This is a genomic window from Herbiconiux flava (assembly GCF_013409865.1).
GTDB classification, from domain to species: Bacteria; Actinomycetota; Actinomycetes; order Actinomycetales; family Microbacteriaceae; genus Herbiconiux; species Herbiconiux flava.
Window position 1 is genome coordinate 1,769,940 of sequence record NZ_JACCBM010000001.1, and the last position, 25,112, is coordinate 1,795,051.

Annotated in this window: 25 protein-coding genes; 14 read left to right on the forward strand and 11 right to left on the reverse strand. The window is 62.2% G+C overall.

Annotation, left to right across the window (positions count from 1 at the left end; all coding sequences use genetic code 11):
• Window positions 1–8 precede the first annotated feature (8 nt).
• The 4 genes from BJ984_RS08625 to BJ984_RS08640 all read left to right on the forward strand — a co-directional run bounded on the left by BJ984_RS08625 (window position 9) and on the right by BJ984_RS08640 (window position 2,509).
• On the forward strand, window positions 9–1,244 hold the full coding sequence (locus BJ984_RS08625) for an MFS transporter (RefSeq protein WP_179547660.1): 1,236 nt from the start codon (window positions 9–11) through the stop codon (window positions 1,242–1,244).
• A gap of 51 nt (window positions 1,245–1,295) precedes the next feature.
• Window positions 1,296–1,859 carry a dihydrofolate reductase family protein gene (locus BJ984_RS08630; RefSeq protein ID WP_179547661.1) on the forward strand — a complete coding sequence of 188 codons (564 nt, stop codon included), beginning with the start codon at window positions 1,296–1,298 and terminating at the stop codon, window positions 1,857–1,859.
• A 92-nt stretch (window positions 1,860–1,951) separates the two neighbouring features.
• Window positions 1,952–2,176: a DUF433 domain-containing protein gene (locus BJ984_RS08635; RefSeq protein ID WP_179547662.1), complete on the forward strand. Its 225-nt coding sequence runs from the start codon at window positions 1,952–1,954 to the stop codon at window positions 2,174–2,176.
• A gap of 3 nt (window positions 2,177–2,179) precedes the next feature.
• Window positions 2,180–2,509, forward strand: a complete 330-nt coding sequence (locus tag BJ984_RS08640; RefSeq protein WP_179547663.1) for a DUF5615 family PIN-like protein — start codon at window positions 2,180–2,182, stop codon at window positions 2,507–2,509.
• Between the two features lie 1,048 nt (window positions 2,510–3,557).
• On the opposite strand, the gene BJ984_RS08645 is transcribed toward BJ984_RS08640, so the two are convergent.
• Window positions 3,558–4,622, reverse strand: coding sequence for a hypothetical protein (locus BJ984_RS08645; RefSeq protein ID WP_179547664.1), 1,065 nt, complete (start codon window positions 4,620–4,622; stop codon window positions 3,558–3,560).
• The gene (locus BJ984_RS08650) at window positions 4,619–4,981 is read right to left on the reverse strand and encodes a PadR family transcriptional regulator (RefSeq protein ID WP_179547665.1); all 363 of its coding nucleotides are present in this window, start codon (window positions 4,979–4,981) and stop codon (window positions 4,619–4,621) included. The genes BJ984_RS08645 and BJ984_RS08650 overlap by 4 nt, the downstream gene beginning before the upstream one ends.
• Before the next feature lie 573 nt (window positions 4,982–5,554).
• Here BJ984_RS08650 and BJ984_RS08655 point away from each other — a divergent pair.
• A complete protein-coding gene (locus tag BJ984_RS08655; protein ID WP_179547666.1) occupies window positions 5,555–6,814 on the forward strand; it encodes an AAA family ATPase in 1,260 nt (419 codons plus the stop codon).
• Between the two features lie 388 nt (window positions 6,815–7,202).
• On the opposite strand, the gene BJ984_RS08660 is transcribed toward BJ984_RS08655, so the two are convergent.
• From BJ984_RS08660 to BJ984_RS08670, 3 genes are read right to left on the reverse strand one after another with little or no spacing between them, the layout of a single operon-like run.
• Window positions 7,203–7,622 carry a hypothetical protein gene (locus BJ984_RS08660; protein ID WP_179547667.1) on the reverse strand — a complete coding sequence of 140 codons (420 nt, stop codon included), beginning with the start codon at window positions 7,620–7,622 and terminating at the stop codon, window positions 7,203–7,205.
• A gap of 43 nt (window positions 7,623–7,665) precedes the next feature.
• Window positions 7,666–7,824, reverse strand: a complete 159-nt coding sequence (locus BJ984_RS08665) for a hypothetical protein (protein ID WP_179547668.1) — start codon at window positions 7,822–7,824, stop codon at window positions 7,666–7,668.
• Complete coding sequence (locus tag BJ984_RS08670) at window positions 7,821–7,967, reverse strand: hypothetical protein (RefSeq protein ID WP_179547669.1); 147 nt, start codon at window positions 7,965–7,967, stop codon at window positions 7,821–7,823. Before BJ984_RS08670 ends, BJ984_RS08665 begins: the two co-directional genes overlap by 4 nt.
• A gap of 598 nt (window positions 7,968–8,565) precedes the next feature.
• Between BJ984_RS08670 and BJ984_RS08680 the strand changes: the two genes are divergently transcribed.
• Complete coding sequence (locus BJ984_RS08680; RefSeq protein WP_179547671.1) at window positions 8,566–8,937, forward strand: hypothetical protein; 372 nt, start codon at window positions 8,566–8,568, stop codon at window positions 8,935–8,937.
• On the opposite strand, the gene BJ984_RS08685 is transcribed toward BJ984_RS08680, so the two are convergent.
• Together BJ984_RS08685 and BJ984_RS08690 are read right to left on the reverse strand one after the other, a co-directional pair.
• A complete protein-coding gene (locus tag BJ984_RS08685; RefSeq protein ID WP_179547672.1) occupies window positions 8,934–10,058 on the reverse strand; it encodes a hypothetical protein in 1,125 nt (374 codons plus the stop codon). The two genes, BJ984_RS08680 and BJ984_RS08685, sit on opposite strands and share 4 nt — an antisense overlap.
• The gene (locus BJ984_RS08690) at window positions 10,055–11,065 is read right to left on the reverse strand and encodes a helix-turn-helix domain-containing protein (RefSeq protein ID WP_179547673.1); all 1,011 of its coding nucleotides are present in this window, start codon (window positions 11,063–11,065) and stop codon (window positions 10,055–10,057) included. Before BJ984_RS08690 ends, BJ984_RS08685 begins: the two co-directional genes overlap by 4 nt.
• A gap of 225 nt (window positions 11,066–11,290) precedes the next feature.
• Here BJ984_RS08690 and BJ984_RS08695 point away from each other — a divergent pair, with 225 nt between their 5' ends.
• Entirely contained in the window at window positions 11,291–12,586 is a 1,296-nt protein-coding gene (locus tag BJ984_RS08695; RefSeq protein ID WP_179547674.1) for a Shedu anti-phage system protein SduA domain-containing protein, read from the forward strand.
• A 93-nt stretch (window positions 12,587–12,679) separates the two neighbouring features.
• A complete protein-coding gene (locus BJ984_RS08700) occupies window positions 12,680–13,441 on the forward strand; it encodes a hypothetical protein (protein WP_179547675.1) in 762 nt (253 codons plus the stop codon).
• 2 nt (window positions 13,442–13,443) lie between these two features.
• Here the strand turns inward: BJ984_RS08700 and BJ984_RS19060 are convergent, their stop codons facing one another.
• The 3 genes from BJ984_RS19060 to BJ984_RS08715 form a co-directional block, all read right to left on the reverse strand.
• On the reverse strand, window positions 13,444–13,638 hold the full coding sequence (locus BJ984_RS19060) for a hypothetical protein (RefSeq protein ID WP_309298944.1): 195 nt from the start codon (window positions 13,636–13,638) through the stop codon (window positions 13,444–13,446).
• A 528-nt stretch (window positions 13,639–14,166) separates the two neighbouring features.
• Window positions 14,167–14,655, reverse strand: a complete 489-nt coding sequence (locus BJ984_RS08710; RefSeq protein ID WP_179547676.1) for a hypothetical protein — start codon at window positions 14,653–14,655, stop codon at window positions 14,167–14,169.
• Between the two features lie 75 nt (window positions 14,656–14,730).
• A complete protein-coding gene (locus tag BJ984_RS08715; RefSeq protein WP_179547677.1) occupies window positions 14,731–15,519 on the reverse strand; it encodes a hypothetical protein in 789 nt (262 codons plus the stop codon).
• A gap of 853 nt (window positions 15,520–16,372) precedes the next feature.
• Between BJ984_RS08715 and BJ984_RS08720 the strand changes: the two genes are divergently transcribed.
• From BJ984_RS08720 to BJ984_RS08735, 4 genes are all read left to right on the forward strand, one after another.
• Complete coding sequence (locus BJ984_RS08720; protein WP_179547678.1) at window positions 16,373–18,934, forward strand: AAA family ATPase; 2,562 nt, start codon at window positions 16,373–16,375, stop codon at window positions 18,932–18,934.
• Between the two features lie 426 nt (window positions 18,935–19,360).
• Window positions 19,361–19,726, forward strand: a complete 366-nt coding sequence (locus BJ984_RS08725) for a hypothetical protein (protein WP_179547679.1) — start codon at window positions 19,361–19,363, stop codon at window positions 19,724–19,726.
• Window positions 19,723–21,090: an ApeA N-terminal domain 1-containing protein gene (locus tag BJ984_RS08730; RefSeq protein WP_271206478.1), complete on the forward strand. Its 1,368-nt coding sequence runs from the start codon at window positions 19,723–19,725 to the stop codon at window positions 21,088–21,090. Before BJ984_RS08725 ends, BJ984_RS08730 begins: the two co-directional genes overlap by 4 nt.
• Window positions 21,091–21,536: 446 nt before the next feature.
• Window positions 21,537–22,238: an MFS transporter gene (locus tag BJ984_RS08735; RefSeq protein ID WP_179547681.1), complete on the forward strand. Its 702-nt coding sequence runs from the start codon at window positions 21,537–21,539 to the stop codon at window positions 22,236–22,238.
• A 208-nt stretch (window positions 22,239–22,446) separates the two neighbouring features.
• On the opposite strand, the gene BJ984_RS08740 is transcribed toward BJ984_RS08735, so the two are convergent.
• The gene (locus tag BJ984_RS08740; protein WP_179547682.1) at window positions 22,447–23,199 is read right to left on the reverse strand and encodes a DUF4145 domain-containing protein; all 753 of its coding nucleotides are present in this window, start codon (window positions 23,197–23,199) and stop codon (window positions 22,447–22,449) included.
• Window positions 23,200–23,265: 66 nt separating this feature from the next.
• On the opposite strand from BJ984_RS08740, the gene BJ984_RS08745 reads away from it, so the two are divergent.
• Together BJ984_RS08745 and BJ984_RS08750 are read left to right on the forward strand one after the other, a co-directional pair.
• Complete coding sequence (locus BJ984_RS08745) at window positions 23,266–24,054, forward strand: hypothetical protein (RefSeq protein WP_179547683.1); 789 nt, start codon at window positions 23,266–23,268, stop codon at window positions 24,052–24,054.
• Window positions 24,055–24,166: 112 nt separating this feature from the next.
• The gene (locus tag BJ984_RS08750; RefSeq protein WP_179547684.1) at window positions 24,167–24,718 is read left to right on the forward strand and encodes a hypothetical protein; all 552 of its coding nucleotides are present in this window, start codon (window positions 24,167–24,169) and stop codon (window positions 24,716–24,718) included.
• Window positions 24,719–25,112: the final 394 nt, after the last annotated feature.

Here is a 25,112-nt window from a genome sequence, read left to right on the forward strand (position 1 = left end):
CTGGCCCTGTGACCAGCCCGAGCTACCCCGTCGTCGACGTCCTGCGAACCAGGCACACGGGGTACCTGCTCGCGACGTCGCTGCTCGGTCGCCTCCCCGGCGCCATGGCCGCCCTCGCGATCGTGCAGCTCGTGCGCTCCACCAGCGGCGACTTCGCCTTCGCCGGCCTCATCACCGCCGTCTACGTCATCGCCGGCGCGGTGGGCCAGCCGCTTCTCGGACGACTGATCGACCGTCTCGGGCAGGTCGCTGTTCTGACCGTCAGCGGCATCCTGAGCTTTCTCGCCTTCACCGGCATGGCGCTGACCCTCGAACCGCTGCCGGGGCTGGCCGTGGCGCTCGCCGCAGCCGCCGGGGTGTTCACGCCGCCGCTCGAGCCGGCGCTGCGGGCGCTGTGGCCGCGGCTCGTGGCGCCCGGCCCGCAGCTGAAGGCGGCCTTCAGCCTGGATGCGGGCGCCCAGGAGATCATCTTCATCGTCGGCCCGCTGCTCACCGTGGTCGGCATCGCGGTGTTCGGCCCGGTCGGCAACCTGCTGTTCGCGGGCGCGCTCGGGTTGGTCGGAGCGGTCGCCTTCGTTCTCGACGCCGTCCCGCGCGCGGCCTCGACGAGCCGGGGCAGCGGTGGCCCCCGGCATCCCGGCGTGCGTTCGCCCATCCTCATCCCGGCGGTCGCGCGGGTGGCCGTGTTCACGTTCGGCATCGGCGTGCCCGTCGGCGCGCTGACCATCGTCGCGACGGCGTCCGAGGCGGCCCGCTCGAACGAGGGGCTGGCGGGGTGGATGCTCGCCGTGAACGCCCTCGGAGCCCTCGTCGGGGCGACCGTCGTCGGCATCCGTCCGCTCGGTTCCACGCCGGCGCGCCTCCTTACCGTGTGCGGTGTGCTCCTCGCCGTCGGCTACCTCCCGCTCGCCGCGACCGCACTTCCCACCTGGGCGTACATCGCCGTGGCCGGCATCTCGGGGCTGATGCTCCCGCCGACCCTAGGCCAGGTCTTCGAGCGGATCTCGCAGCTCAGCCCTGCCGCGGCCCTCACCGAGGCGAACGGCTGGGTCGTGAGCGCCATGACCCTCGGGGTCGGGGCGGGCACCCTCGTGGCCGGCGCGGTCGTCGGGGCGGCCGGCACGTCGATGGTGGCGTGGATCGTCCTCGGCGCGTCGACCCTCACCGCTCTGCTGTCTCTGGTCGCGCTGCCCGGCAGAGCGGCCGTCCCGACGGATCTTCCCGTGAACATCGCGCGCCAGTAGCCTGACAACGCATCGGCGGAAGACTCCGCACGCGTCGAGGGAGAGCACCGGATGAGGTCACTGCACTACGGGATCAACATCACCCTCGACGGCTGCGTGCATCACGAAGCGGGGATCGCCCCCGACGAGGAGTCGATGCGCTACTGGACCGCCCAGATCGACCGAGCAGACGCGCTGCTCTACGGCCGCGTCACCTACGAGATGATGGAGTCGGCCTGGCGCCGGCCGGCCTCGGGTGGGTGGCCGGACTGGATGAGCGAGTCCGACATCCCGTTCGCCGAGAGCATCGACCGCACGAAGAAGTATGTCGTGTCGAGCAACCTCGACGAGGTCGACTGGAACGCCGAACTCGTGCGGGGCGATCTCGAGCAGGCGGTGCGGAGGCTCAAGGAGGAGCCGGGAGAGAGCCTGTCCGTCGGGGGAGTGCAGCTGCCGCTGGCGCTCGCCGATCTGGGGCTGATCGACGAGTACGCGTTCGTGGTGCATCCGGTGATCGCCGGCCACGGCCCGACGCTGTTCGCGGGTCTGCGCGAGAGACTCGAGCTCGAGCTCGTCGACCGCCAGGACTTCCGCTCAGGAGCCATCGCCCTGCTCTACCGGCCCGCCACCGCGTGAGCCCTCGATCAGGGCTGGTCTCCCGGCGCGGATCGCTCGTGAGGATCGAAGTACTCAGATCGGAACAGGCGTCCAACCGGTACCCTTGATACATGCCCCTGTTGGATCGCATCGTCGTCGACCCGGAGATCGTGCACGGCCGTCCGGCCGTTCGCGGCACGCGCGTGCGTGTGACCGACGTTCTTTCACTCCTGGCTGCGGGCGCGTCCGAGGCGGAAATCCTCGAGGACTATCCCTACCTGACGGCAGACGACATCCGAGCCTGCCTCGCCTACGCGGCCGCTCAGGCCGATCACCCCATCCTGCTTGCTTCTTAGGCCGTGCGTTTCCTCGTCGACGCACAGCTGCCTCCCGCGCTGGCCCGCATGCTGTCCGATCACGGCCACTATTCGGAGCATGTGACGGACATCGGCCCAGCGGACGCGTCGGATCGAGAGCTGTGGAGGTACGCACTCGAGAACAGCGCGGTCCTCGTCACGAAGGACGAGGACTTCCCGAGCATGGTCGCTCTCGGCGGTCAGGCGCCGGCGATCGTGTGGATCCGCGTCGGCAACACGAGGCGCTACGCGCTGCTCGAGTGGTTCGAGCCCCTGATCGACACCGTGGTCGAGATGATCGAAGCCGGTAACGCCCTCATCGAACTCCGTTAGGCCTGAATCGAGGACTGGTTAGGAGTGCACCGGCTTGCGATCAGACAGTCTTCTGAGCGTGAGGCGACGCTTAAGGAAGCAGTGTCGCTACGACGTCGCTGGTATAGCCGTCAGGGCCGAATTCGACCCAGAACGTCGCTATCCAAAGGCCACCGCCGAAGAACTGCGTCTCCCCACCAGACGCTGTCGCGTCCTGATGGCTGGTTGAACAGCGCGTGCCCTGCTCCTGAGATTCGCAGACGTAGCCCGAGGACGACGCTGTCGAAATGAGACCGAGTTGCTCTTCAGGCGAGATCAAGCTGACAGAAGTCGTGAGTCCGACGCCTCCTGCCCCGCTCGGACTAGCCCAGAAGCAATCGAGACGGTCCCTTGTCTCGAGCATCGGCAGCAGCTCGGAACTCTTGGTGCCCAGGCTGGCCGCCCCGTCAACTTCGGTCCATGGAGGGTTGAGTTCAAGTCGTCCCGCTGCCTCTTGGAGATTCTCAAAGTAGGGCGGGCTGTATATCAGATCGCACGAAGTCGGCAGGGCAGAAGTCGCCGCCGGGGACGTAGTCGGGGCAGCCGCGGGCGTGCTTGCAATCGTCGCCGTCGCATTGTCCGTTGCCGTTGCCGTTGCCGTTGCCGAGGGCATCGCGGTCGGGTCGAGGGTCGTCGCTACTGGCTCACCGGCGCAGCCCGCCAGTAGCACGAGGGCGATCGGCAGGAGCACGAGCTTCCCGGCGCAACCTCTCATGCCCTCACTGTAACCTCACGGCTACACCTGTCGGGCGGCCGATCGTGTTCTTGCTGCGCCTCGCCGTATCGACCTGTCGGCGCAGCTGACACTCGCCCCTGGTGTTCCGTGCCTAGCTGGTGGCGGATGCGTCTTCGATTATGGGGTGCTGCTCCACGTTCCATACGCGGGGATGAACCGTCACAGCGATCTCGAACGAGAGTCAGTCCCGCTCAGCTCGGGTTAGCTCGATGTGCTTTGGCACGTTGGGGGCCACGATCGCCGCCTCAGCGGCCCTCCGACACACGAGCTCTGCCCTGAGTTGTATCTCGGTGATCATTGTGCGGCATCCGGCGCCGCGCTCGGCTCGGGAGTTGGTCTGGGGGCAGCGGTGGGAGTGGACGCGGCGGTGGGAATCGGAGTCGGGGTGAGGACGGTCGACTCCGGCACGGCATTGGTGGAGCGGAACGGCGGCGTCGCCGGCAGTGCGTCGCGAGCATCCACGTCGCCCTCATCGAGGGGTGCCTCCCTCAGCGGGTACACGTTCCAGAGGTTGCGGTTCGCGCCGGCCGCCAGGGGCACGGTGACCGTGGTTCCGTCCTCGCTGTAGCCGAAGTCCTCGTCGACGAGCGCGGCCCCGGTGGCCACCAGCGGCTCACCGTTCTGGTCGAACAGCTGGAGGTCGGTGACGGGGTTGCCCTCGGCGTCGTAGCCGAAGATGTTCGTGACGCGCTGCCCGTCGAACCACAGCCCGGTCGGATCGGTGTACGAGACGGCGGAGGAGGATCCTTCGTTCGCCCTGGCCTCGTTCAGCGCCCACACCGCGACGAACGGCAGGGCCACGATCGCGATCACCGAGACGGCCACCCGGAGGCCCCGAAGGAAGCGCCCGGGCGCCCACCGCCCGCGCCCCCACTGCACGCTCAGCACGAGGGAGGCGAACAGCATCACCCACATCACCAGCCCCGTCGGCACCAGTGCGCTCTGCCCCAGCACGACGACCGTGAGCAGCTGGTAGACGACCCACCCGCGCAGCACCCACCACACCGGCCGCACGGCGAGGGCGAACCCGACCATCCCCGACCCGAGGCGGGTCGAGTGGGCGATCCTCCGAGTCGCGGCCTCGAGCGCGTCGAGCCTCTGCTCCACGCGACGCCGCAGCGGCAGGGCCGAACTGGTGCGTGGCGGTAGACCAGCGGATGCGCGCAGCTCCTCCGCATAGGCGGCCGGGTCGTCGAGATGCAGATCGCCCTGCTCGTCGGAGGCCTGCTCGGAGAGGTCGGCCTCGAGCCCGCCGGTGAGGTCGTCGATGTCTTCGAGAGGGAGGTCGTCGAGGTGGCGCCTGACTGCGGCGGCGAAGTCCGCGATCGTCTTGTCGAGGGTGGCCGTTGGTTCGCTCACTTGTTCTCTCCGATCGTGCGAAGCGCGGTCTTCTTCGGTGGGGTCTCGGCCAGCAGGGCCGACATGGCCCCCGCGAAGTCGGACCAGGTGGTGCGCTGGCGGGCCAGCATGTCGCGACCCTCGGCGTTGATGGCGTAGTACTTGCGATGCGGGCCCCCGTCGGAGGGAACCACGTAGCTCGACAGCGCGCCCGCCGCGTAGAGCCGGCGCAACGTTCCGTAGACCGACGCGTCACCGACGTCGCCCAGCCCCGCGTCGCGCAGGCGCCGCACGATGTCGTACCCGTACCCGTCGTCGTGCTGCACGACCGCAAGCACGGCCACGTCGAGCACACCCTTGAGCAGTTGCGTCGTATCCACTGCACCTCCACTGTGTCGAAATACAAGGTACCACGGAGTGCGCGGTAGTGCGCACTGGGGAGTGAATGTGCCGCCACGCCATGGCGAGTGGATACGGCGGTCATTTGGTCTTCCGCCTCATCCATAGAGCGCGGATCTCCTCGCGGGAGCGATGGTCGTGGTGGCGACTCAGCCCGGTCAGGAGGCACCTCCCTCGGCCCATTCTCGCGAGACTGTGCACTCCCTACCCGTCACGCTCTTGACCGACACGGCGGATCGGATCATCCCATGCGAGGGCGGCCGGATGGCGCGGTGGGCGCGCAGTTCGAGGTCGGGGAGAGTGGCCCTCTCCGCACTGGCCACGGTTCTGTCCTTGCTCGCGTTGCCCGGCGGTTCCGCCCTCCACTTGGTGGTCAGAAAGATCCACCTGACGCTAGCGCCGCAGAACGGCGAGTCTCTGGAGGCTCGGCCACTTCTGAGGCGGACGGCGTCACAACCAGCATCTACATGTGAGGATGACCTATTGCAGTCCGCTAATTGGGGGAACTATTGTCAACGTCGATATTGCTCAATGCATTCGTACCGGCCGAGAGCATGGGGGATCCGCAGCGCTTCTCTGGGCGTTCCAAGGAGGTTGTTGAGATCGCAAAGTCGCTTCACCAGAGCGGAGTAATACCGCTAATCCACGGCGATCGCGGGTTGGGTAAATCAAGCCTTGCGCTGCAACTTAGCCGCATAGCCCAGGGCGATGTGGAGCTCCTCGAGGACATCGGTCGGAAAGATCTTGTCCTAACCAGTGAGCAGCAAATGATCACCTTTTATGTGGCGTGCGAAGACTCCACAAAGAATCTAAAAGGTCTGCTGCACCTGCTCGCAAATGCCGTGAACGGGCTCAAGCATGAACTTGCGAATGAGAAAAGTGACTCGTACAAGCTTGTGGACAAAAAGACTAAGCGTGGCTTGTCCTTGAAGATCTTCAAATCGGAGACTACGAAGAAATACGAGGTGAGTAGGAAGGAACGTAGCCTGAGTGGCCTTTCGCCATCCGAAACTCTTGTCGCGTTGTGCGAGACCCTTTCTGAGGCTTACGGACAGCCCGTGCTCTTCATCATTGACGAACTAGATCGCCTCAAGGGCGTCAAAGGGCTCGCAAGCTTCCTGAAGTCGAATGCGGGCCCGATGCTCCGATTCGCGCTAGTTGGGATTGGAGAAACTGAAGGCCAAATCCTCAAAGATCACCAATCACTCGATCGCCAGCTCGTCGGCGTGAACGTCCCGATCATGAAGCGCTCTGAACTAATTGCAATCGTTGATCATACGGAGGCGTATCTCCTGGAGCGTGATCTTGAGTATTCCTTTACCCCGTCGGCCAAGTCTGAACTTGCGCGACTCTCGTCGGGATTTCCCTGGTTCGTGCATGTGATTGGACAGCAGGCCCTCGCTCGCGCTCAAGAGGAAGGCCTGATGACGATTCAGAAAGGGATGATCGATAGGGCTGTTCTCGATCTGGCAGAGGGCCGCATGGCAGGGCAATTCTATTCGCTGTATCAGCGCGCTGTTAAGGACTCAAACCTGCGAGAGTACGTAATTCGGTTGTTCGCAGAGTGGAGGAACCAGGACATTCCGACAAGCGAAATTTACCCTCTGGCAACGAAGCTCGGCGTGAAAAACCCTTCCATCTACACGGGTCACCTCGGAAAGCCCATCTACGGTGCAGTGCTAACGAAGTCGCCAATTCAGGGTCGTGCGCTTTACCGATTCAAAGATGAGATGTTCAAGGTTTATGTGAGGATCCGAGGGTCGTTGTATCAGGACGTCGATGAAGAAGTTCGCAAGGCGTTTAGCAATCGCTGATCCACGGGGCTAATAAATGGTCCCGTGGATCAGTCGTACGAACGATCGTGCACCTATCGTAGAAGCCCAGCCTTCGGCTGAGATGCCGGCGCTGAACAGCCTATTTTCGTCAGCCCCGCACCGCGCGCTGCCTCGCTTTGGCGGAGCAGCAGAGGCGGACGAGGTCGATCTACGTGTTCTCGGCGATCGAACTGGGCCTGGGAGCCACCCCGCCCTGTCCTAGGTCGGTCAGTGTCTAAGCCGAGCAGCCAAGTCCCCGTCGGGGGTAGGACTCCTCGCGGTGCAAACTTTGCACGGCGATGTAGCCCATGGGTTGTATGACTTCGGCGCTGTTGGCCAGCTCTCCTAGCTCCCTCGCCCTGGCCGACCGTCTCACAACCCTGGGCAGTCAGGCCTTTCTGTTCAGGTCGGCGCGTTCCCGTGGAGAAGATGGCCCGAACCATATCCAAAGGGGGCGAGCCGTGGCGAGGATGAGCACCGCAAACAGGCTCTGACTGAGGACGCCAAACAAGGAGAGTCCGCCCACCACAGCGAAGACGGTCCAGTTCACGGCGATGTCGGCGACGATCACGACGATGCCGACCACGATGCCGGAGCGCCGTCGAAAGATGATCAGCGCAGCGGTGGCCGGATCCAGGATCGTCAGTGACACCCAGAACAACCGGACGCCGAGAGGGAAGTCGCTGTAGGCGTTCACTCCGCCGACGATCAGATCCGCTGTGTGAGTGGTTGTTCCCACGAGGAAGCCGAGCACCCACACGACCTGGAACACTCTGAGCGCTCGTGCTGATGCGGCGAGAGCGATCATGCGCTCATGCTACCGAGCCGGATGGTGCCGCCGAGTCCTCCGTCTAGTCCACGAAAGCGTCGAACGTCTCCTTGAACCAGAGGTTGTTGGCGCAGTCTTCGGAGCAGGCGCGGTGGCCGTAGACCATCTCGCTGCGGGGCACCCGGATGCCGCACTGCCGGCAGCGCCGGAGCCGGCCGCTGAACCGCTCGTGCGCGCTCACAGTGGCACCGCCCCGATGTACTCGCGCAGGGCCGCGCAGACCACTGCATTGATGTCCTCGCCTCGTGCCGCGGCAATAAGACGAGCCGTTCGTTCGAGCTGGTCGGGAACCCCGACGATAAGCTCCGTTCTGTTGGCTGTCATAAGGCAATTTTACGAGGTGCTATAGCACCCGCGCAAGAGGAAAGTGATGCATTGTCAGAATGCCGCGTGGCACACTGATCGCGTGCCGAATCAGCCGAAGACCCCTATGCGAGGGTTCAGAATCCCCACCGATCTCTATAAGGCCGCGCAGGCCAAGGCCGCCAGCGAAGGACGGTCGGTCACCGACATCGTTCGAGAGGCACTCGCCAGCTACGTGGGCGATGGATCCGCGACCCGTACGAGCAACCGTTAAATCTTCGAGCAACTCCGCACGCATCGCGCTTGGTGGCTCCGACTCACCGGAGCCATGAGAAAACGTATCGATAGGGGGTCGTTCACCGGTCGCTCCAACGACATCGTCGACACGCCCAAACGGCGCGTCTCGCTTACTGGTCCGAAATGCGCTCCGGTGACCGGGGCCCATGTGAGACGGCCCCTCAAGACCTACTGGGAACACTGACCTCAGCCGCTTGAGTATCAAGAACCGTAGCCCTGGGGAGGTACTCGGCTAAGCCTTCGTCAATCAACTTCATACGGCTACGACAACGGATTGCGAAGGTGCATCCTGATATCGTCACCGAGGTGAGGTTTAAGCACGATGTATGAGGTGGATGTGCACACGTTCGCGACACAGCTCCGTGGGGTGGAAGTTCTTTGCACCGTCGAGAACGTCGAGGGGGAGGAGCCCGTGATTGGAGTAGAGACCCGCGCATTGGACGTCGAACGCGGGCTGCGCGCGGTCTCGAGGTTTGCGGGCTACTGTCAGCGCACGCTTATTCTTGCGGCGCCATCGATCGAAGACGAGCAGTGGGCTGGTGTTCTTGCGTCTTACTTCGGCTTTGGATTGGTCGTGGATGATCGTCAGCGCCGCCAGATCATGCCGCCGCCGGAGATGGATGCCGGGAACGATGCAGAATCGCGTCGTCGATTTGTGCAGCGCGTGCTGCAGAACCTGGACGCTGCCAGTTAGGCGCCCGACCACGCAGTGATGTCGTCGGGCGCCTTCCACGGACGCCCGACCAATGCCGCAGTTGTTTCGTGGGCCACGACTGCATCGTGAACTCGGCCGTGCCAGATCGAGGGACGATCCATCGGGGCTGCGCCATGGATCTCCATCACGTAGGCATCGATAACTGCGTGATTGTGACGCGCAGCCGCGTCCTTCTGCTTGTCAGTGAACCGGTCGATGCGCTGGCCGTTGCATTCGCGACAGGAGCAGGTGGGTGCCGGCACGCCGACGTACAGCTCCTCCTGCATTGCATGGGTCTTCATCCAGTGCATATGCCCAGGGATTAGGACGTAGGGGGTCGGATCATCGGGACGCCGGGCCTTCCCGGAGTTCTTCGGCGGGGTGAACCGGCGGCTACTGGGACTCGCACCAATTGCGGCACCGAGTGCGCCATAAGCGAGCGCCTCGAGGCCCGCGAGGTCGGTTCGCCACGCGAGTGCCCCTGTCTCGGCGAGGACTTCACGGTGCAGTGCGAGTTTGCGGTTCGAGTCGAGAGGGTTGGTCGACGACCCAAACGAAAGAAGTACGGGGTGATCGCTTAGCTCGATGACGGCGATCAGGAACGCCTTATGTTCTGGCCGCAGCCAAGCGCTGGCCAGATAGAGCGGCAGGGCGAGGTCGGTCCCGGTGATCGCGTTCGCCGCTTCAACAGTGGCACGGAGGGTCTCGGTATCGCCCACATCGATGAACCCAGAGGGCAGCAGCGCAATCGATGCTCCAGACGTGCGCTGTGCGTCCAGGACATCTTCCAGGGTAGGGGCCGGAAATAGTCCCTCGCCCTCTGCTGGTAGATACCAGAGTGCATCTGGGGTGGACTCGTGATGCATGTGCGAGTCGGGCTCGGCGATAAGCAATATGTCAGCGAAGATGCGTCGTATCCGGCGCATCTTCGCGTGCCGATCTGCGCCGGTTATCACAAGCCCTTCGTAGTCAGTGGACAGATGAGTAGACATAGCCTCGGCGCCGTCGCATCCTGAGATTGTTAGCACACGGCTGCGAAGGACATCCCGAGCGGTTGGCCGCGCGGGGGCAACGACTGGCTGTGTGAACGTGCCGGAGTTGTTCGGCTCAATGGTGCTCATGCTGCCTCCAAATACTGATTGTTCAGCTCGTCGGTTTCGATCAGAGCAAGGTCGGCGACCTCTGAGAGGGGCTGGCCGGCGTTAATCCGCTGCCTGATCGCGTCTTGGATCAGCGTCGGGCGTTCTCGTGGAACGTTCACGGGTTCGTTTTTGCGGAGCCCACCCGCGGATATCTCGATATTCAAAGTTCGATAGGCAGAATCGGTAACGACGCCCAGGTCCCTCGCGCGCCGCGCGAGGGCTGCAATGGATGTTCCCCACAGCGACTTAAGCTCGGCCAGCTTCGGAAGAGTGGCACCACGCAGTGCTTCTTTGATATCTGCTCGCGGCATGAGGAACTCCGACGCAAACTCGTCGGCCTCCCGCTCGCAGTCCGCACACGGCACGTCATGCATGACGGCATGACCGAGCTCATGCGCGACAGTGAAGCGCAGGCGGTCGCCGGGAGCGTGCGACCCGAGCAGGATTATGGGTGGTGCGTCGTGGGGCCAGCTCGCAATGGCGTCGACCCGTGACGACGATACATCCCAACTAATGCACGGGACACCGTGCTGCTCGAGTAGCGCAACCATGTTCGGAATTGGGCCGGGTGGAAGATTCCAGAGCTTCCGAACGGCGCGTGCCCGGTCGGCAGGCTGATCCAGGGGAGACGCTAGGGGGAGGCGAGGGACGTCGGCGGGCCCCAGTGAATTGAGCAGGCGATTGACGCGCACATGTGTCAGCACCATGTCGGCACGAAGTTGATTGGCCGCCTTCGCAGGAAGCGAAGCCTGCTTGCGATGGAACTGTCGCGTATGGGGGGCATTGGTCGTCGACCCGTCGACGAGAGCGAGCGGTACGCGGAGCTGTCTAGCGAGCAGCTCAACGCGCGCATCAGCGAGCGGGAGCCGCCCGCTCTCCAATTTCGAGATGACGCCTTGAGCGACCCCAGCGGCATCAGCAAGCTCAGCTTGCGTCAGCCCTCGGGACACTCGCGCTGCCTCCAATAGAGAGATCTCGGTACTCATACCTGAAGTCTAACGCAAATCTCGCATCCAATATCGCGAATTATTCTCCATCTAAATCGAGCAGCTCAGCGAAGGAGTCGCGGTTGAGCGCATCGGAGGTGTTCGTGCTGTCGGAGCGATATGCCAGAACATCCCTCCGGCGACGCGCAGCTAGCTGCACCTGCACCTGCGATTCACGGCTCATCTGGCTCTAGTCAATCTGAGGCTCACACTAGGCTCGTGAATATGCCGTCAATCTCGACGCCACAGCCTCGGTGGAAGTACATTGCAGACGATCTGGATGCCATGGCTGCTGGTCCCACTGCCGACCAGATAAGGATTGCCGACGCTGTCGGCGCGCCGCTAACGCCTAGTCTTCCTGCTCCCGTAGCCGCCGTGGTTATTCGGGATCATTTGAAGTCGGTTCTTTTTCAGGGAGTCGGCCGGCCCGCTGACCTTCCCGAAGCGCTGAGTGAACTCGAAGCCGAACTCGGCATTACGATTCGTGCTCACCTGGTGACAGGCTCTCGGGATGAAGTAAGTGCTTGGTTCCATGCCCGCTACATGGTGATGACTTCCAGGGGTTTGCGTGCTCTAATGCCCGAACCCGGGGACGTAGTAAGTAGGCAATCCGGGGTAATCGAGAACCGAGTAATTTCAAGCATTAGCGCCGATGGTCGCATCAACTTCAAGGGCCGACCTGCGGCCCGTGCCTGGCCAAATCACCTTACATCAGTCGCGCGGGTCGGGAGCACGGGACACGCGGAGGCTATCAGGCAGATAGACGCATCTCTTCGTAATGCCGCCAGTTACACAAGAGCAAGCTTCGGGAACTTCGTACCGCTATCGGAGTTTGCGCTCGACGAGTATGCGCCAGCAGCCGAAGCCGTCAGAGCTCTTGAGGAGCTCTTGGAATCAGGAGAACGCCTGGAGCAGCCATTCCAAAACCTGCTCCAACGGTATCCGGCGCTTCTTGCATCGGTGGTCATCGGGAACTGGAAAACATTTGTTATCCCGCAGCCTCGATTGGGTGCCGAACTAGTGCCAGATTTTCTGGTTCTTGGCTTTAACAGCCTCGGGCCTCAATGGGTCACCGTCGAGATTGAGGCGGCTCGTCACAAGATCCTCAACCGTCATGGCCGGTTGTCCGGCCCTAGCAATCATGCAGTCCAGCAGATTCAAGATTGGCGAGAGTGGCTGACGGACCATATCGCCTACGCGCAGACGGAACATCACCTTCATGGGCTGACCAACCGTGCGCCCGGGTTGGTCATCATCGGTCGAGACAGCCCATCGTCCCAACGGCAGGCCGCTCGAGCCCAATCAGAGGAAGACGCGCGTATTGCAGTCCACTCGTGGGACTGGTTGCTCCGAAACGCTCAAGCTCGCATCCAGAACCCGCTAGCGCCATCGCAGTTCGCGCTGGCGAATCTTCCAGAAGAGGCAAACTCAGCTTCGCTCTTCCAGTCGTCCTTACAGATCTCTGGCGACACTTTCGATGACTCTGAGGTTCTGGACATCGACGATCTATTTTCGAGTTGAATCGCCTCTGTCGGAACGCTGCCTCGGTCGCCTCACCTGCTGGTCAAAGGCTAAGCGCCTTACGATTGGGATATTCGTGGGGAGGGGGGAAGCATGGCAGAAAACCAGGACTACCGCTTGGTGATTGGGAAGGTGCCCAATAACGGTGATCCCCTTGGCACCGGCGGAACGCGACGGCCCGGTGGCACGCTATCGTCCCAGGTGCGTGACCTTCGGGAAGTCGGCGACGATGCCCTCGCGAGATTGGACGCGCCGGTGTCGTCCACGTCACCGAGCTTCGCCAAGGAGCTGGGTAGGCAGCTTCTATTCAACATCGCCGATCAACTCGCGCGCGAGGTTGTCATCCCGGGCAGCAAGAAAGTCTGGAACGAGCGAGTCGCTCCCGCGATCGGACAGAAATGGAAGACGTGGCGCGCGAAGCAGGTGCCTTCAGACGAAAGCGACTCCGTGGAGGTTTCCGAGGGTGAATGGGTTGATGTCGATTGGAGCGAGCCCGCTGCAGAGATCGAGGCTATAGACCGCCCGACTATCGTGTTGAGTCGGCAGGAAGCTCAATGGCGCATCGCGGAGGCGCGGCGGGCCGCTCGCGAATTGGCACAGCATCTGGCTGTATTGCGTGCTTCAGGAGTGGTGGACGACCTCGACGTGCTTTCACTGCTCGTAGGGGATGGTGCACTCGAAATGACCGCGACGGCTTCAAGCAAAGCTGGGCAAGACCTCGTGGAGGACGCAGATCTGAAGCCTGAGCCGACCCGCATCTCGCAACGCCCTATCCATACCGAGAACTCGTATTCGCCGTGGCGAAGGGTGCCCACCGAGGACGATGAGGATGGTCACTCGTCGGCGCCGCAATGAGATCACACAGCGCACATGCCGGGGCTGGCCTTCAGGTGAATCGCGGCGGCGGTGATGTTGACACCCGAACGCCGATAGGGGCAATGGTGTTCACGGTGATGACTGCGCTTGCGCAGATGGAGTTTGACATCGAGCGGGAGCGTATCGGCGACTTTGTCAGCGAGCGGCGCACTGCAAGCGAGGACCTTGGTGGCCACCGATGACAGTTCATGGACTCGCAGATTCGGGGCGCCGCTTACCTGTTCGAGTAGCAGAAACCACCTGCACAAATGGCGAGGAATCTAGGGATGTCGCGCGCGACTCTGTATCGACAAATCCGTGAACTCGAACAGCGGGCCAGATACCTCGAACTCCTCGACGCTCTCGAAGATTACTGATTTGTGTCCTTCCTCGGGGTCCCGTTCTTCGATCTGGGATCGCTGTCTCGGAACTCGTCATCTGCTGGGCGCACTCGACATCACCAATCCTGCGGTGAACACTCGCGTCAGCGACCTTGGGATGACCGCGTTCATCAGAGCAGAACCCGCCACGGCAAACGACGGTGGGACGATTCTTCACAGCCTGACTATCGGACCATGCACGACAGATCCAGCAGCGGCAGACGCCGGCGCGCGCTTAGCCTTATCTCGTCGTTGATGCGACGATGTGCCGGTCGACATAGCAAATATTCCATTCCGCAGCAGCAGCAACATTCCGCCTGCTTCTACTGGATGCGAAGCGGGTCCCTACCGAATTCGCGGCCGCGGGGGCAGGCCATGCGCGGCACGTACTTCGTCGATGAACGAAGCCAACCGTGCCGAGTTCTCTGGTGAATCAGGGTTGACGCCTTTGACCATCACCTTGACCACTGTCGCGGTGGTGCACTGAAAGGTCACATACGGTCCTTTAGGGGTGTCCGTGTCAATTTCGACGTTGTCAGGGCCGGTCATCACTTGGTAGACCGCACCCCAATTCTTCGCGGACCCCGGCCGTTTGGCGTAATGTGCCGCGACCCCGACTGCGATGAATCGGTCGGTCGTGATGTAGATCCGATCTTTCCGAATCTGCTTCTCGGGACTGATCTCTCGGAACACGTCGCTCAGGTTGTGGGATTGAGTGACGGACGCCGGCAAGAGAGCGTCGCCGGCCTGAAGTCCCGGAAATCCTCCGTGATAGACCTTGACCCTTCCAGCGCGAATGTCACGGCTGAGCTGAGCGAGTTCTTCGGGCGTCATGTTTCTCCAATGTAAGCGGGTGGCGCGGCCAGGGCGGATGCTCTAGCGCGGAATGCGCCACCAGCCGGAGGAAGATTAATTGCTGTCATTCTTGGCCGCGGAATGGTCGTCGTGGGTGTCGAAGAATGCGTCTACGATCGTCATGGCCAACGATTCATCGGTCCCTTCCTCGACTAGGAGACGGTAGGTGAGCATGATGACGAAGACCGTCATCATGCGGTGAGCGTCGAGGTCGGGGTCCAGGACGTGCGGTCGCCCCACGCCCATGGTGTCGTCTGACACTGGTGCGTAGGCGCCGGCGAGATAGCCGGTTGCATGGGCATAGGACGATTCCTCCCGCCACGCCCGGAATGGGCCGGGATTCTTCACGATTGTTGCGTGCGCGGCCGAGGCAAATTTCCGAGCCTGATCCTTGATCTGTCCGTTGCTAGTGACGTTGAGGACGAAGGCGTTCATCGCTTCGAAATCGGGCTCCTCATTCCATCCCATCTCGCGGAGATGGTCGAACGTTTTCAGGGTCTGCTCGCGCTCAGCGTCGAGCATGGCGTCGACTGCTCCTGCGCGGTCTGACTGGGGCAGGTCGTGGAGCCAGTGAAGACGCATTGCGATCTCGATGAAGCAGCGACGGTTCGGTGCTGCTGCCGGAGACATGTCGGCAAGCGTCAGGGTGGCGACGACCTTGCTCTGTTCGAATGATGCACGAAGCCAGCCCACGACAAACTGGGTGACTCGATCGACCGGCACCTGTGAGAGCTCTACGGCGAGAACCCGGTGTGCGGAGGCGAGTGCATACTCCGCGTTCCCGAACCGTAGTGGTTTGCCAGTGGCGTGACGCCGCTGAGCTTTTGATCGTCGTCCACTCATCTGCGAACGCTATCGCGCCAGCGCATCATCGTGGTCCAGGCGCTGGCTTCGCTTGGGCCCGTCGGGTCAGGGTTACTGAGCCTTCGTTTTCCACCTAAGTACGCGGCAGAGATTCAGGCCCTGCTTGACGACAATGGGCTCAAGCACAGTGCCGCGATAGAACACTCAGACGGTGCCGAACTCGCGATTGAAACAAAAACCGTCGTGGCCGGGGCACTTGGTGCCGTGGGCGTTGGAGGGGTCGCAGCCGGGATCGCATCGATGTCCAAGACCTTCGTGCATCGCCACGACGGCAAGCACGTCATCACCGGTGACATCGACGTCACCGGATTCTCGATGAAGAAGACCGAGGAGATCATCTAGCGGCAGGTCGCTGCTCAGGCGCAGCGCGATGCCGACTGGTTCGCGTCGATCGAGTCTGACCCGACCGACCAGTAACGACCCCCTAATCGGGTAGCCCGACTCATTCGACAACCGATCTCAGAACCCCGTCGCGTAATGCACCTTCCGGCTCGCCATCTGATCTGATCTGTGAATATGCATCGGGACTCGTCGGAGTGTCAGTCACGACGTCTAGGCGCGCGACGATACGTCCCACGAAGTAGAGCGGAGCCGCCTTCAGGTGAATGATATGGGAGGGCGGAACGATTCGATCATTTCGCCCTCCCATGAAGGTTCGCGTGAGCCGGTGCCTGGCCTAATTGCCGAAAACAATCGTGTCCGGCTGTCCGGTGAGAATAACCCGCTCGTGAAGCTCGTCGATCCGTTCGCCGACTGCAGCGCTGCACTAGCATTCGGGTGAGTCGCATGGTCGCGTTCGGCGGAGCGCTCGTACACCAGGGGAGAATGGGTGATGGGGACAACAACGGCCGCGCGGATCGATCCGCGGGACTTGCTCAGCGAGTGGGCGAACGGTTCTGATGAGTGGGTCCGGTACATCGTCCGGAATGTTCTCACCGGCACTGGACCCCTCAACGCCGACCAGTCGGCGATCGCGTATGCATTGTTTCGGCAGGAGAAGGCCTTCGATGCCCGAGAGCTGCCTACGGAGGAGCCGTTAGCGACGTTGGAGTCCGTAGAGGAGGCGATTGAACCGCTGACGCTAACCTCGGTGTCGGAGGTGGCCGGGGTTAACGCGCTCGTTGCCGGCGGCGTCATCGAACCTCACGCGGGCCTGACGATCCTCTTTGGCGAGAACGGTACAGGTAAGACCGGGTACTCGCGGATCTTCAAAGCCCTCGCGGCCAGCCGGACTGCTGACGTAATCCTTGGTGACATTGAAGCGGCGACCTCTTTGCCGCAATCCGCGCTAATTAGCTACACCTTGGGGTCTGAGGCGAAAACATACACATGGAGCGGCGGACAGGGGGTGGCCCCGTTCACCCGGATGTCAATTTTCGACAGCCCCTCGGTGAGCTTCCACGTCGACGACGACCTGGAATACGTCTATGTACCGGCCGCGTTGGCACTGTTCAACCACGTCATAGCGGGCATTAAGACGGTGCAAAGCACGATCGATCGGAGCGTGAAAGAGCTGCGCTCCGCCCCAAACGGACTGCTGACCCGTTTTTCGCGCAACGCGACCGTGTACCCGTTGATCGAGACTCTTGGAGCATCGACCGACCTCGAATACCTGAGATCTTTCGTCGACACGAGGAATGACGTGGAGACTCACGTTGGGGACCTCCGCCGCACTGTAGCCGCTTTGGAAGCTGACACGATCAGTGCAGAGATCAAAGTTGTGCAGCGAGTTGAACGTATTCTCTCCCAGGCGTCCGCCGCGGCCACGGTGATCGCCGGCCTCGATCTTGATGCATATATTCGTGAACGGGAGACGCTCCGCGGCCTGCTGGACGACTACCGCATCTTCAGGAAGTCGCTGTTTGAAGCAGCAGATCTTCCCACTGAGCCCGATGACACATGGAGCGCGTTCATCACAGCCGGTGAGGCCTACCAGGGGCACCTGGTGGCGCTCGGTGTGCACGACACCGAGCGGTGCCTGTACTGCCGTCAATCGGTCAACGACGAAGCGCGTACATTGATTGAGAAGTACTCGCAATATCTCGATGACAAGATCAGCGTCGACATTGACGCTTCCCGTGCCCGGCTTCAAGCCCTTACCGCTCCGATCACCGCTCTGGTTGTCACTGATGCTGCAACGTTCGCCGCTGAATACGCCGACAGTGCTGATAAACCCGCCTTCCACGTCGAGCTGAGCCGCATGCTTAAGACCGCGAACACCCTCTCCGAACTGCTGAGCACCGCCGCACCTGTCACCCCGGCTCTCACCAAGCACGCCTCCGCAGATGCCGGCGGACTGAGCGTCGCCCTGTCTACCACCTCGACTCAGTTGGCAGAGCTGAAGTCGCAAGCCGCGACCCGTTCGGACACGCTTGCTGCGAAGAAGAAGGAACTCGTCGAGCTCGAAGCCGCGGTCGAGCTCGGTAAATCCTGGACCGCGATCGAGGCACAGGTGAAAGACACGAAGCAGGCTGACCGACTCGCGCTACTGGCAAAGCCCATGCCCGGGCTCCTCCGCACCGTCACGGGACTTGCCAAGACCGCCAGCGATCAGATGATAAACGAAAGCTTCGACGCGCTATTCACCCAAGAATGCGCTGCCTTGCGTGCCCCAACGCTGAACATCGAATTTGTGGGCCGCCAAGGACGCGCACAACGCCGCAAGGTCCTCACCGGCAAACACAAACCATCGGCCGTGTTGTCCGAGGGCGAGCAGAAGGTGCTTGCGATGGCAGACTTCCTTGCCGAAGCGCGCTTAGCCGGAATCACCGCCCCGGTCATCTTCGACGACCCCGTATCCAGCCTCGACCACCGCCGCATCAACGAAGTCGCTCAACGTGTAGTCCTACTCGCTGAAACCACCCAGGTGATGGTCTTCACCCACGACATCTTCTTCGCCAGCACCCTGCTCTCGCTGATGGAAACCAGCAAGCGCTGCTCGTACTTCCAGATCACAGACGAGGACGGCAAGGGCAAAATCACCCGCGCGACAGGCCCCCGCTGGGACAGTCTCACCAATATCAAAAAGAACATCAACGAAACCATCCAGGCCGCCAAAACGCAGGATGGCGACGCGCGTGCCGCGCTCGTGCGCACCGGCTACGACTGGGTTCGCGCCTGGTGCGAGGTTTTCACCGAAACAGAACTCCTCCAAGGGGTCACCCAGCGGTATCAACCCAACGTTCGGATGACAAACCTGCCGAAGATCAAAGCCGAAGCACTCCCAACCGCGATTGAGACCGTCAACCGTGTGTTCGAGGAAGCCTGCCGCTACATTGACGGCCACTCCCAACCCCTCCCCACACTCGGAGTCAGCCCGACACTCGCCGGACTCGAAACCCACTGGGCAGAATTAGCGGCGACGCGCAGTGCCTACTTGTCTGCGGACAACTAACTCAGGAGCGAATAGGTGGGAGCTTCGTGTCTATCAACCGATGTCAAGTGCGCCGAGTGGTGCTGACTAGACGGATCTTGTAGGCGTCCAGAGCCCGTATGTCGTGAGCCTGAATAGGTACTCCGAAGGCGTTATGCGGCGAACCAGTAACGATCGTCTCCGGAACGGTAAGCGCCGTAAAGCGTCCTCGCGCGGTCTAGGTGCGGCTGTCTCGATGCGCAGTTGATCGCGATCTAGTGATTCCCAGGCTCTCCGAGCCTGGCTGTCGCGCCCAGGCCACGGCTTGAATCCGTTCTCCGCCTGGAGGTCGAACCCGTCTTGGAGCGAGAGACTCCATCAGGAACGTGGCCTTGCTCGAGTGCTCGTCGACGGCGTGGATGGACGCGCAGACGAGGTCATCCTGATGGGTGTTGAGATACTCGACTCATGGTCAGCTATCTCCAGAATCTGCTCCTCGAGGTCGACGCGATCGAGGAGCAGTACGTGGCGATCGCCGGCTCGACTCCGATCGGGGATGTGAATCTAAACGAGGGCGGGTACGGTACCGTCCTTATCGTCGGCACCCCGGTTTGGGGCCGGGCCCCGTCAACCGCTCCCGAGGAGGTTGCGCGCTCTCAGTGTCTGAGTGCGTTCTCCGACTGGTTCATCCGCTATCGCCTCTTGTTCCCCGATCGTCTGCCTCGGGTGATGACTACCCTTCGCGAGTCCACGAAACCGCTCGCCACCGCCCTCGGCGTATCCAGCGTGCGCCGTGCACTCGACACTCCCGGAGAAGTCGAGGCCGCGCAGTGAGTGAGCGATTCGCGGGAAGCTGGTGGAACCCGGCCATACCGGGTGTTCGCTTTCCCGGAGTATTGAAGATCAACGGGCGAGGAGCCCCAACCCTTCACTTCAGTTCTCCCGCCTACGGGATAGAAGCCTATGGGCTTGACGTGCCGACACTGCACGGCAACCTCGATGACGGCACGGACGTCACCTTATGGGCGGTCGGATGGCACCCGATCCAACACCAGCCGGCCGTCGACGGCGACGGCGATGACGACCGCCAGCAGTGGAAGCGGACGCTGAGCACAGCTGTGCTCGGCGCTAATCTTCAGAGCGTGGGGAGCACCCTCTTTTCCAGGAGTGCAGTCCGGTTCACGAACCTCGACATGTGGAGTCGGCACCCAACGATCGTTGACCATGACGCCCCGGCGCCTGAGCACCCTCAAGCTCAGGTGACTCCCTACGGTGAGGAGTACCGCGTCACCATCGGCATCGAGAATCCCCAGGTCGTTCGTCGTCAGGCCGCCGGGTACGACTCGATCAATCAGGGGTCTGGTGATGACGCAGCCATCACCTTCGATGTAGTGCCAGCAGCGCCACTTGCGTTTCACGACCATCTTGCGATGGACGCTCGGAACCTGCTGACGTTCAGCTATCAAGCCGCCGCACACATCACTGCTCAGTATGCCACGACAGGGGACGGCCAGCCCGTCCGCATCTACCGGCAGAGACCGTCACGTAAAAGCAGCCGCCGCGTGCACCGCTCGAACATGATCATCACCGCGAACACATCAGACCCGGTGGAAATCTTCTCCCGGTGGTGGGCGGCCACGAAGGACTACTACCCCTTGCCGCAGATCCTGGCTGGCCGCTTCTACACACGGTTCGCGTTTCTCGAGCACCACGTCATCAGCGCTATCTCAGCCCTCGAAGCCACCTACGATCGGCTCGGACACTTGACCTCGGCGCCGATGGATAACGACCTGTTCCATGCCCGCAAGCAGTGGCACATCGATAACGAGCCCGACGAAGAGTTCCGTCGACTCCTCATCGGGATAGGCAACCGCCAGTCGCTCCGGCGAAAGCTCAAAGCCATCTATCGGGACCTCTCTGAACCGTTGGTGAAGGAGTCCGGCACCGACCCCAAGAAGTGGGTAGAGGACGTCATGGAGGTTCGCGACCTGCTCGCTCACACGGGGTCGCATGTTCCCGGCGTCAGCGATAGTGCCGAGTCGATTTTGGCGCGCGTCGATCGCGACACACGAGCCGTCCTCGCCCTACTGCTGTGCCGCTTCCTGGATATGGAGAGTGCCACGCTCTCGCGCGCAGCATCCGTGCTGTCGCAGTCCGGGCCTCTCGTGCGTGCCGACTCGATGCCGGGCGACATGTGATTTGACTAACGCTGAATCGGCGGTGCCGGGATTAAGCCAGTGGCGCCCGTAGGCCGCTGTCTTGTGGAGCGGATGGGCTGTCTCGCGCGAGCGGTGGGGTGACTCCGTATGTGTCGAGGCCGTGCACGGGTCACACTTCTCCGGAGCGGGAGAAACGCGACTGGGGTGAGGGTGTGGGGCGCCTGCTCCCATGGAGTTCGGCTTTGGGGATCATATTCCGGGCGGAAGGCGCGACGGCGAGCAGGTGGATGCTGGACGCGGCCGCGGGTCGCTCTGGTCGAGACGCGAGGTAATGCCGGCTTCCAGGTCGCCGCCGCGAGCGATATAGCGCGTGAGCTCAGCTCGTCCGTCATCAACCGGTGCCACAGCTCGTGCGTCTAATCACCGACGGCCGGTCGTTGTACAGAGAAGGGGAGTCCGGGGAGCGCATTCGGTAGGGTCGTCGCGTGAATCCCAACCCGTCGGCCGCAGCCGGGTCGCATCCGGATCGTCGCGCTCAGGTGGGGGTCATCCTGGCGGGTTCGGTGCCCAATCTCGTGCAGTGGTTCAACCTGTACCTCTACGCCACTTTCGCTCCGTACTTCCGGACCGAGTTCTTCGATCCCGACTCGCCCGATTCGCTGATCTACGTCTACGGGCTCTTCGCTCTGACGTTCGTGGTTCGCCCGCTCGGCTCCTGGCTCTTCGGCCGACTCGCCGACACGCGAGGCAGGCAACGGGCACTCGTTGCGGCGGTCACGATGATGTCGGCCGGATCCGTTGCTCTCGCGCTTGCCCCGACCGAGCGCGCGGTCGGGGCGTGGGCGGCCGTGATCCTCGTGGTCGTGAGCCTGCTCCAGGGCATCGCCACCGGGGGTGAGTACGCGGCCGCCACGGTGTTGTTGTCGGAGTCGGGCACGCGGGGCCACCGCGGATTCTTCGCCTCGTTCCAGGCCACCACGATCGTCGGTGGTCTCGTGCTCGCTCAGGCCTGCCTCCTGGCGCTGCTGCTGATCAGCGATCGAGAGGGGATTCCGGAGTGGGGCTGGCGGGTCGCGTTCGTGGCCGGTGGGGTGGCCGGGCTTGCGTCGCTGTTGTGGCGCGCGGATTCAAGCGCGGCGGATCCGGTGCCGGCACCGCCTCATATTTTCTTTTCGCCGCCGCCCTGATGATGCGGGAGGGGCATCCACCACGCTCAACACACAAGCCAGCTCCGCGAAGGGCTGAGCTCGGGTAGGCGGTCACGCCTAGGACCGAGCGATGTCCTCGGGCTTGGCGTCCGTCATCTGAATCGCCGTGACAAGCGACCCGGCTGCCACACGATGATGCTCGACCTGTTGGGAAGACCTGACGCCATTCGTCAGCCACCGGAATCTCTCAGATCTTCTTGCGCTTGTTGATCTGTCGTACCTTCGCCATCAGCTGCTGGTCGGTCTGGTCGAAAAGATCCCGAAGTGCCAACTCGAGAATCTCGGCTCCTTCGAGCACATTCGAGGGCGTGATGACAGCTTCGTGAGAACCACTGTTGCCTATCCACTTCACGGCTTCGAGCGCCTCGCCTACCCGTGGCTGTACGGCCTTGTAAAGCTGTATCCGACGATGGGTTGAGAGACGCTCGCGCTTGCCCTTCGCGGTTTTCACCGTTTTCGGAATCCTCTTGGCTGTCAGTAAGGCTTCGATGCCCTGACGGAGCTGGTTCGCGGCAGCACTCGGGTTTACCCACAGCAACTCGGACGCGGCAGTGACAGCGGTCATAACGGCTTGTGGTGCTCTGTCCGGGACGCGGAACAGCAACAGAGGCGGGGTCACGTACTGGATCCAGTAGGCATCGCCCATCTGGCCATACTTGGGGTCGCCATCGTTCACGAAGTAACCCCACTTCCCGGACATTGCTAGAACCTGACCGCACTTCGGCTCGTTGCACTTAAGGGACCCGGAGAACCACCCCGTGAGCTCCTCGTAGGGGCCGCCATAGTGTCGTTCATGATCGAGGTGGGCCTGAGATTCTCGGTCGGGATAGTGATGTGCCTTCTCGAAGCCGACTGATCCGATATCGCAAATGGGGCAGGCCACGCGGGGCCACTCATGCGTCGTCAGCCATCCGTGTAGGGCGCCGAGTGAACTTGCCATAGAAAGAACCTAGAGCACCGCGCCAGCGCAACGGGGGACCACTCATCTATTGCTATGGTGCCCGGCATGCCGATGACGGAAGCGCAGCGCGTAGCTCTGATCCAGATGCTGGACGCCGCGGAGGACCTGAACCGTTGGCGCCTCAGGGCGCATCGCGTGGAGGAGCCGGAGACCGGAAGTGAGCTCGCGCTCGACGACGCCATCTTTCAGCACATGGCGATCAGTCAGCTTGCTCGAATGTCTTTAGTTCTCGCCGGTGAGCACCTTCGCCTCGCGCTCGACGCAATACGAGCAAAGCAGCTCTATCCGTCTTCCCACTTCACCGTCCTGCGAGGCGCGCTCGTCGGCGCTTCCCAAGCTCTGTGGATTCTGGCGCCCGAAAACCGTGGTCAGCGTCAGGAGAGAGGCCTCACCGTCCTCACCGAGATGTACGCGCAGATGGCGAAGCAGTACCGCTTCCTCGAGAGCACCGGACTCTCGGCCAGCGACCGAGCGGCCCTCCATGGTCAGCAGCGATGGTTGAGTCAACGTCAAACAGAAGTCGCCTCCCTGAGAACAACCGTGGCGGTCCTGAACCTCACCGACGTGATCGGCGCCGCCGCCGACCACGCCCTCAAAGACGCGAAGCAACGTATCGCTGTCCGTCGCATGTGGCGCGAGACGAGCGCGGACGCTCACGTTCTCGGATGGTCTCTATTCCAGAGGACGACTTTCGGCCGCCCCGACAGACGCACGGGTGTGGGCGAGGGAGCGGCGTCTGGCAGCCCCGAGCACGTCGCCGAGTCGTTTGTGGCTTCCTATCGACTTCTGAGAGAGGGATGGTCGTTATTTGATCGGCGATGTGAAGCGCCGTAGTAGCTTCGCGGTGGCAACCGAAGAATGTCACTATTGACATAGCGTCCACAATGCGCGCGTCTGAACCCCAAACGTGAGCGAGGTGCGCTCCCGTGGAAACCTCGACACGTCTGTGTCAACAGTTGATGATTTCTTGTTATCCTCAGGTATGGGGGATCGAGTCAAGACTGTTCGGGTCGCTGGCGTACCGCCGCGAAAGCTCGTCCTACAGGGGCGAGAATATGGCGAAGAAACGTTGCAGCTACTTCACGAGGAGGTCGTGCGTTGTCGCGACGCCCAGTTGCAGAGCGTTGCGCAGATGCAAACTCGTGCGGGATTACTGGTCGGCTCAGCGTCAATAGCAGCGGCACTTGTCGGCGTAGCGGCGGATAGCTCGTGGTGGACCACTGTGATCGCACTTTTCTTGATCGCCGCGCTCCTCGGGCTGGCGGCTGCTGCGCCAACGACGGGCTTCATTGTCCAACCTCGTAAAGCGTTCGAGATCGCCGCAGGGCAAGACTTTCTACCGGCGCGTCATGTAGTAGTGGCGAACATCATTAAGGAGTACGAAACGTATTCCGCCCTCCTGGCTCGTCAGAGACGGTGGGCAACCGCAGGAATTATCGCCTTCGTCCTCGCGGCGGCTCTATGTGCGGTCATTCGTGTGCTTTCGCAATCAATTTAGGGAGAAGACATGGCAAGAGGGAACGACGACCGCGACGAGACGGTGTACTACGGAGTCGACGACACGAACGCCTCTAACGACAGCACTGATCGCCTCACTCTTAGTGGGGACGGGCCAGATGACAAAGCGGTTCGCCTGTCAGAAGCTCGCAAAAAGTCTGACTGACGCCGCGTATCGGAGCCGGTGGCGGCGGAGTTAAGTACATGGAAAAAGCCACCTCGGCGCGGGGTGGCTTTCCTCTACTGTGCGCCATTCATGGCGTAAGCGTAGGGGTTCGTCGCCGTTTCACCCGGGTAACGTTGCCGAATCCACCGGGATTAACCGCCGAATTACCCGACAGTTGATCGATTTTCGAATGGGTCGCTGCTGATAATCGCGGTTGAGTACCTCCGGT

Excerpts from the sequence above, each read along its gene's own strand:
- BJ984_RS08745 (WP_179547683.1), top strand. The coding sequence starts at position 23,266 with ATGCCGATGACGGAAGCGCAGCGCGTAGCTCTGATCCAGATGCTGGAC.
- BJ984_RS08680 (WP_179547671.1), top strand. The coding sequence starts at position 8,566 with ATGTATGAGGTGGATGTGCACACGTTCGCGACACAGCTCCGTGGGGTG.
- BJ984_RS08710 (WP_179547676.1), bottom strand. The coding sequence starts at position 14,655 with ATGACGCCCGAAGAACTCGCTCAGCTCAGCCGTGACATTCGCGCTGGA.
- BJ984_RS08715 (WP_179547677.1), bottom strand. The coding sequence starts at position 15,519 with ATGAGTGGACGACGATCAAAAGCTCAGCGGCGTCACGCCACTGGCAAA.
- BJ984_RS08700 (WP_179547675.1), top strand. The coding sequence starts at position 12,680 with ATGGCAGAAAACCAGGACTACCGCTTGGTGATTGGGAAGGTGCCCAAT.
- BJ984_RS08740 (WP_179547682.1), bottom strand. The coding sequence starts at position 23,199 with ATGGCAAGTTCACTCGGCGCCCTACACGGATGGCTGACGACGCATGAG.
- BJ984_RS08670 (WP_179547669.1), bottom strand. The coding sequence starts at position 7,967 with ATGACAGCCAACAGAACGGAGCTTATCGTCGGGGTTCCCGACCAGCTC.
- BJ984_RS08720 (WP_179547678.1), top strand. The coding sequence starts at position 16,373 with ATGGGGACAACAACGGCCGCGCGGATCGATCCGCGGGACTTGCTCAGC.
- BJ984_RS08655 (WP_179547666.1), top strand. The coding sequence starts at position 5,555 with ATGGGGGATCCGCAGCGCTTCTCTGGGCGTTCCAAGGAGGTTGTTGAG.
- BJ984_RS08685 (WP_179547672.1), bottom strand. The coding sequence starts at position 10,058 with ATGAGCACCATTGAGCCGAACAACTCCGGCACGTTCACACAGCCAGTC.
- BJ984_RS08630 (WP_179547661.1), top strand. The coding sequence starts at position 1,296 with ATGAGGTCACTGCACTACGGGATCAACATCACCCTCGACGGCTGCGTG.
- BJ984_RS08695 (WP_179547674.1), top strand. The coding sequence starts at position 11,291 with ATGCCGTCAATCTCGACGCCACAGCCTCGGTGGAAGTACATTGCAGAC.
- BJ984_RS08660 (WP_179547667.1), bottom strand. The coding sequence starts at position 7,622 with ATGATCGCTCTCGCCGCATCAGCACGAGCGCTCAGAGTGTTCCAGGTC.
- BJ984_RS08635 (WP_179547662.1), top strand. The coding sequence starts at position 1,952 with ATGCCCCTGTTGGATCGCATCGTCGTCGACCCGGAGATCGTGCACGGC.
- BJ984_RS08725 (WP_179547679.1), top strand. The coding sequence starts at position 19,361 with ATGGTCAGCTATCTCCAGAATCTGCTCCTCGAGGTCGACGCGATCGAG.
- BJ984_RS08690 (WP_179547673.1), bottom strand. The coding sequence starts at position 11,065 with ATGAGTACCGAGATCTCTCTATTGGAGGCAGCGCGAGTGTCCCGAGGG.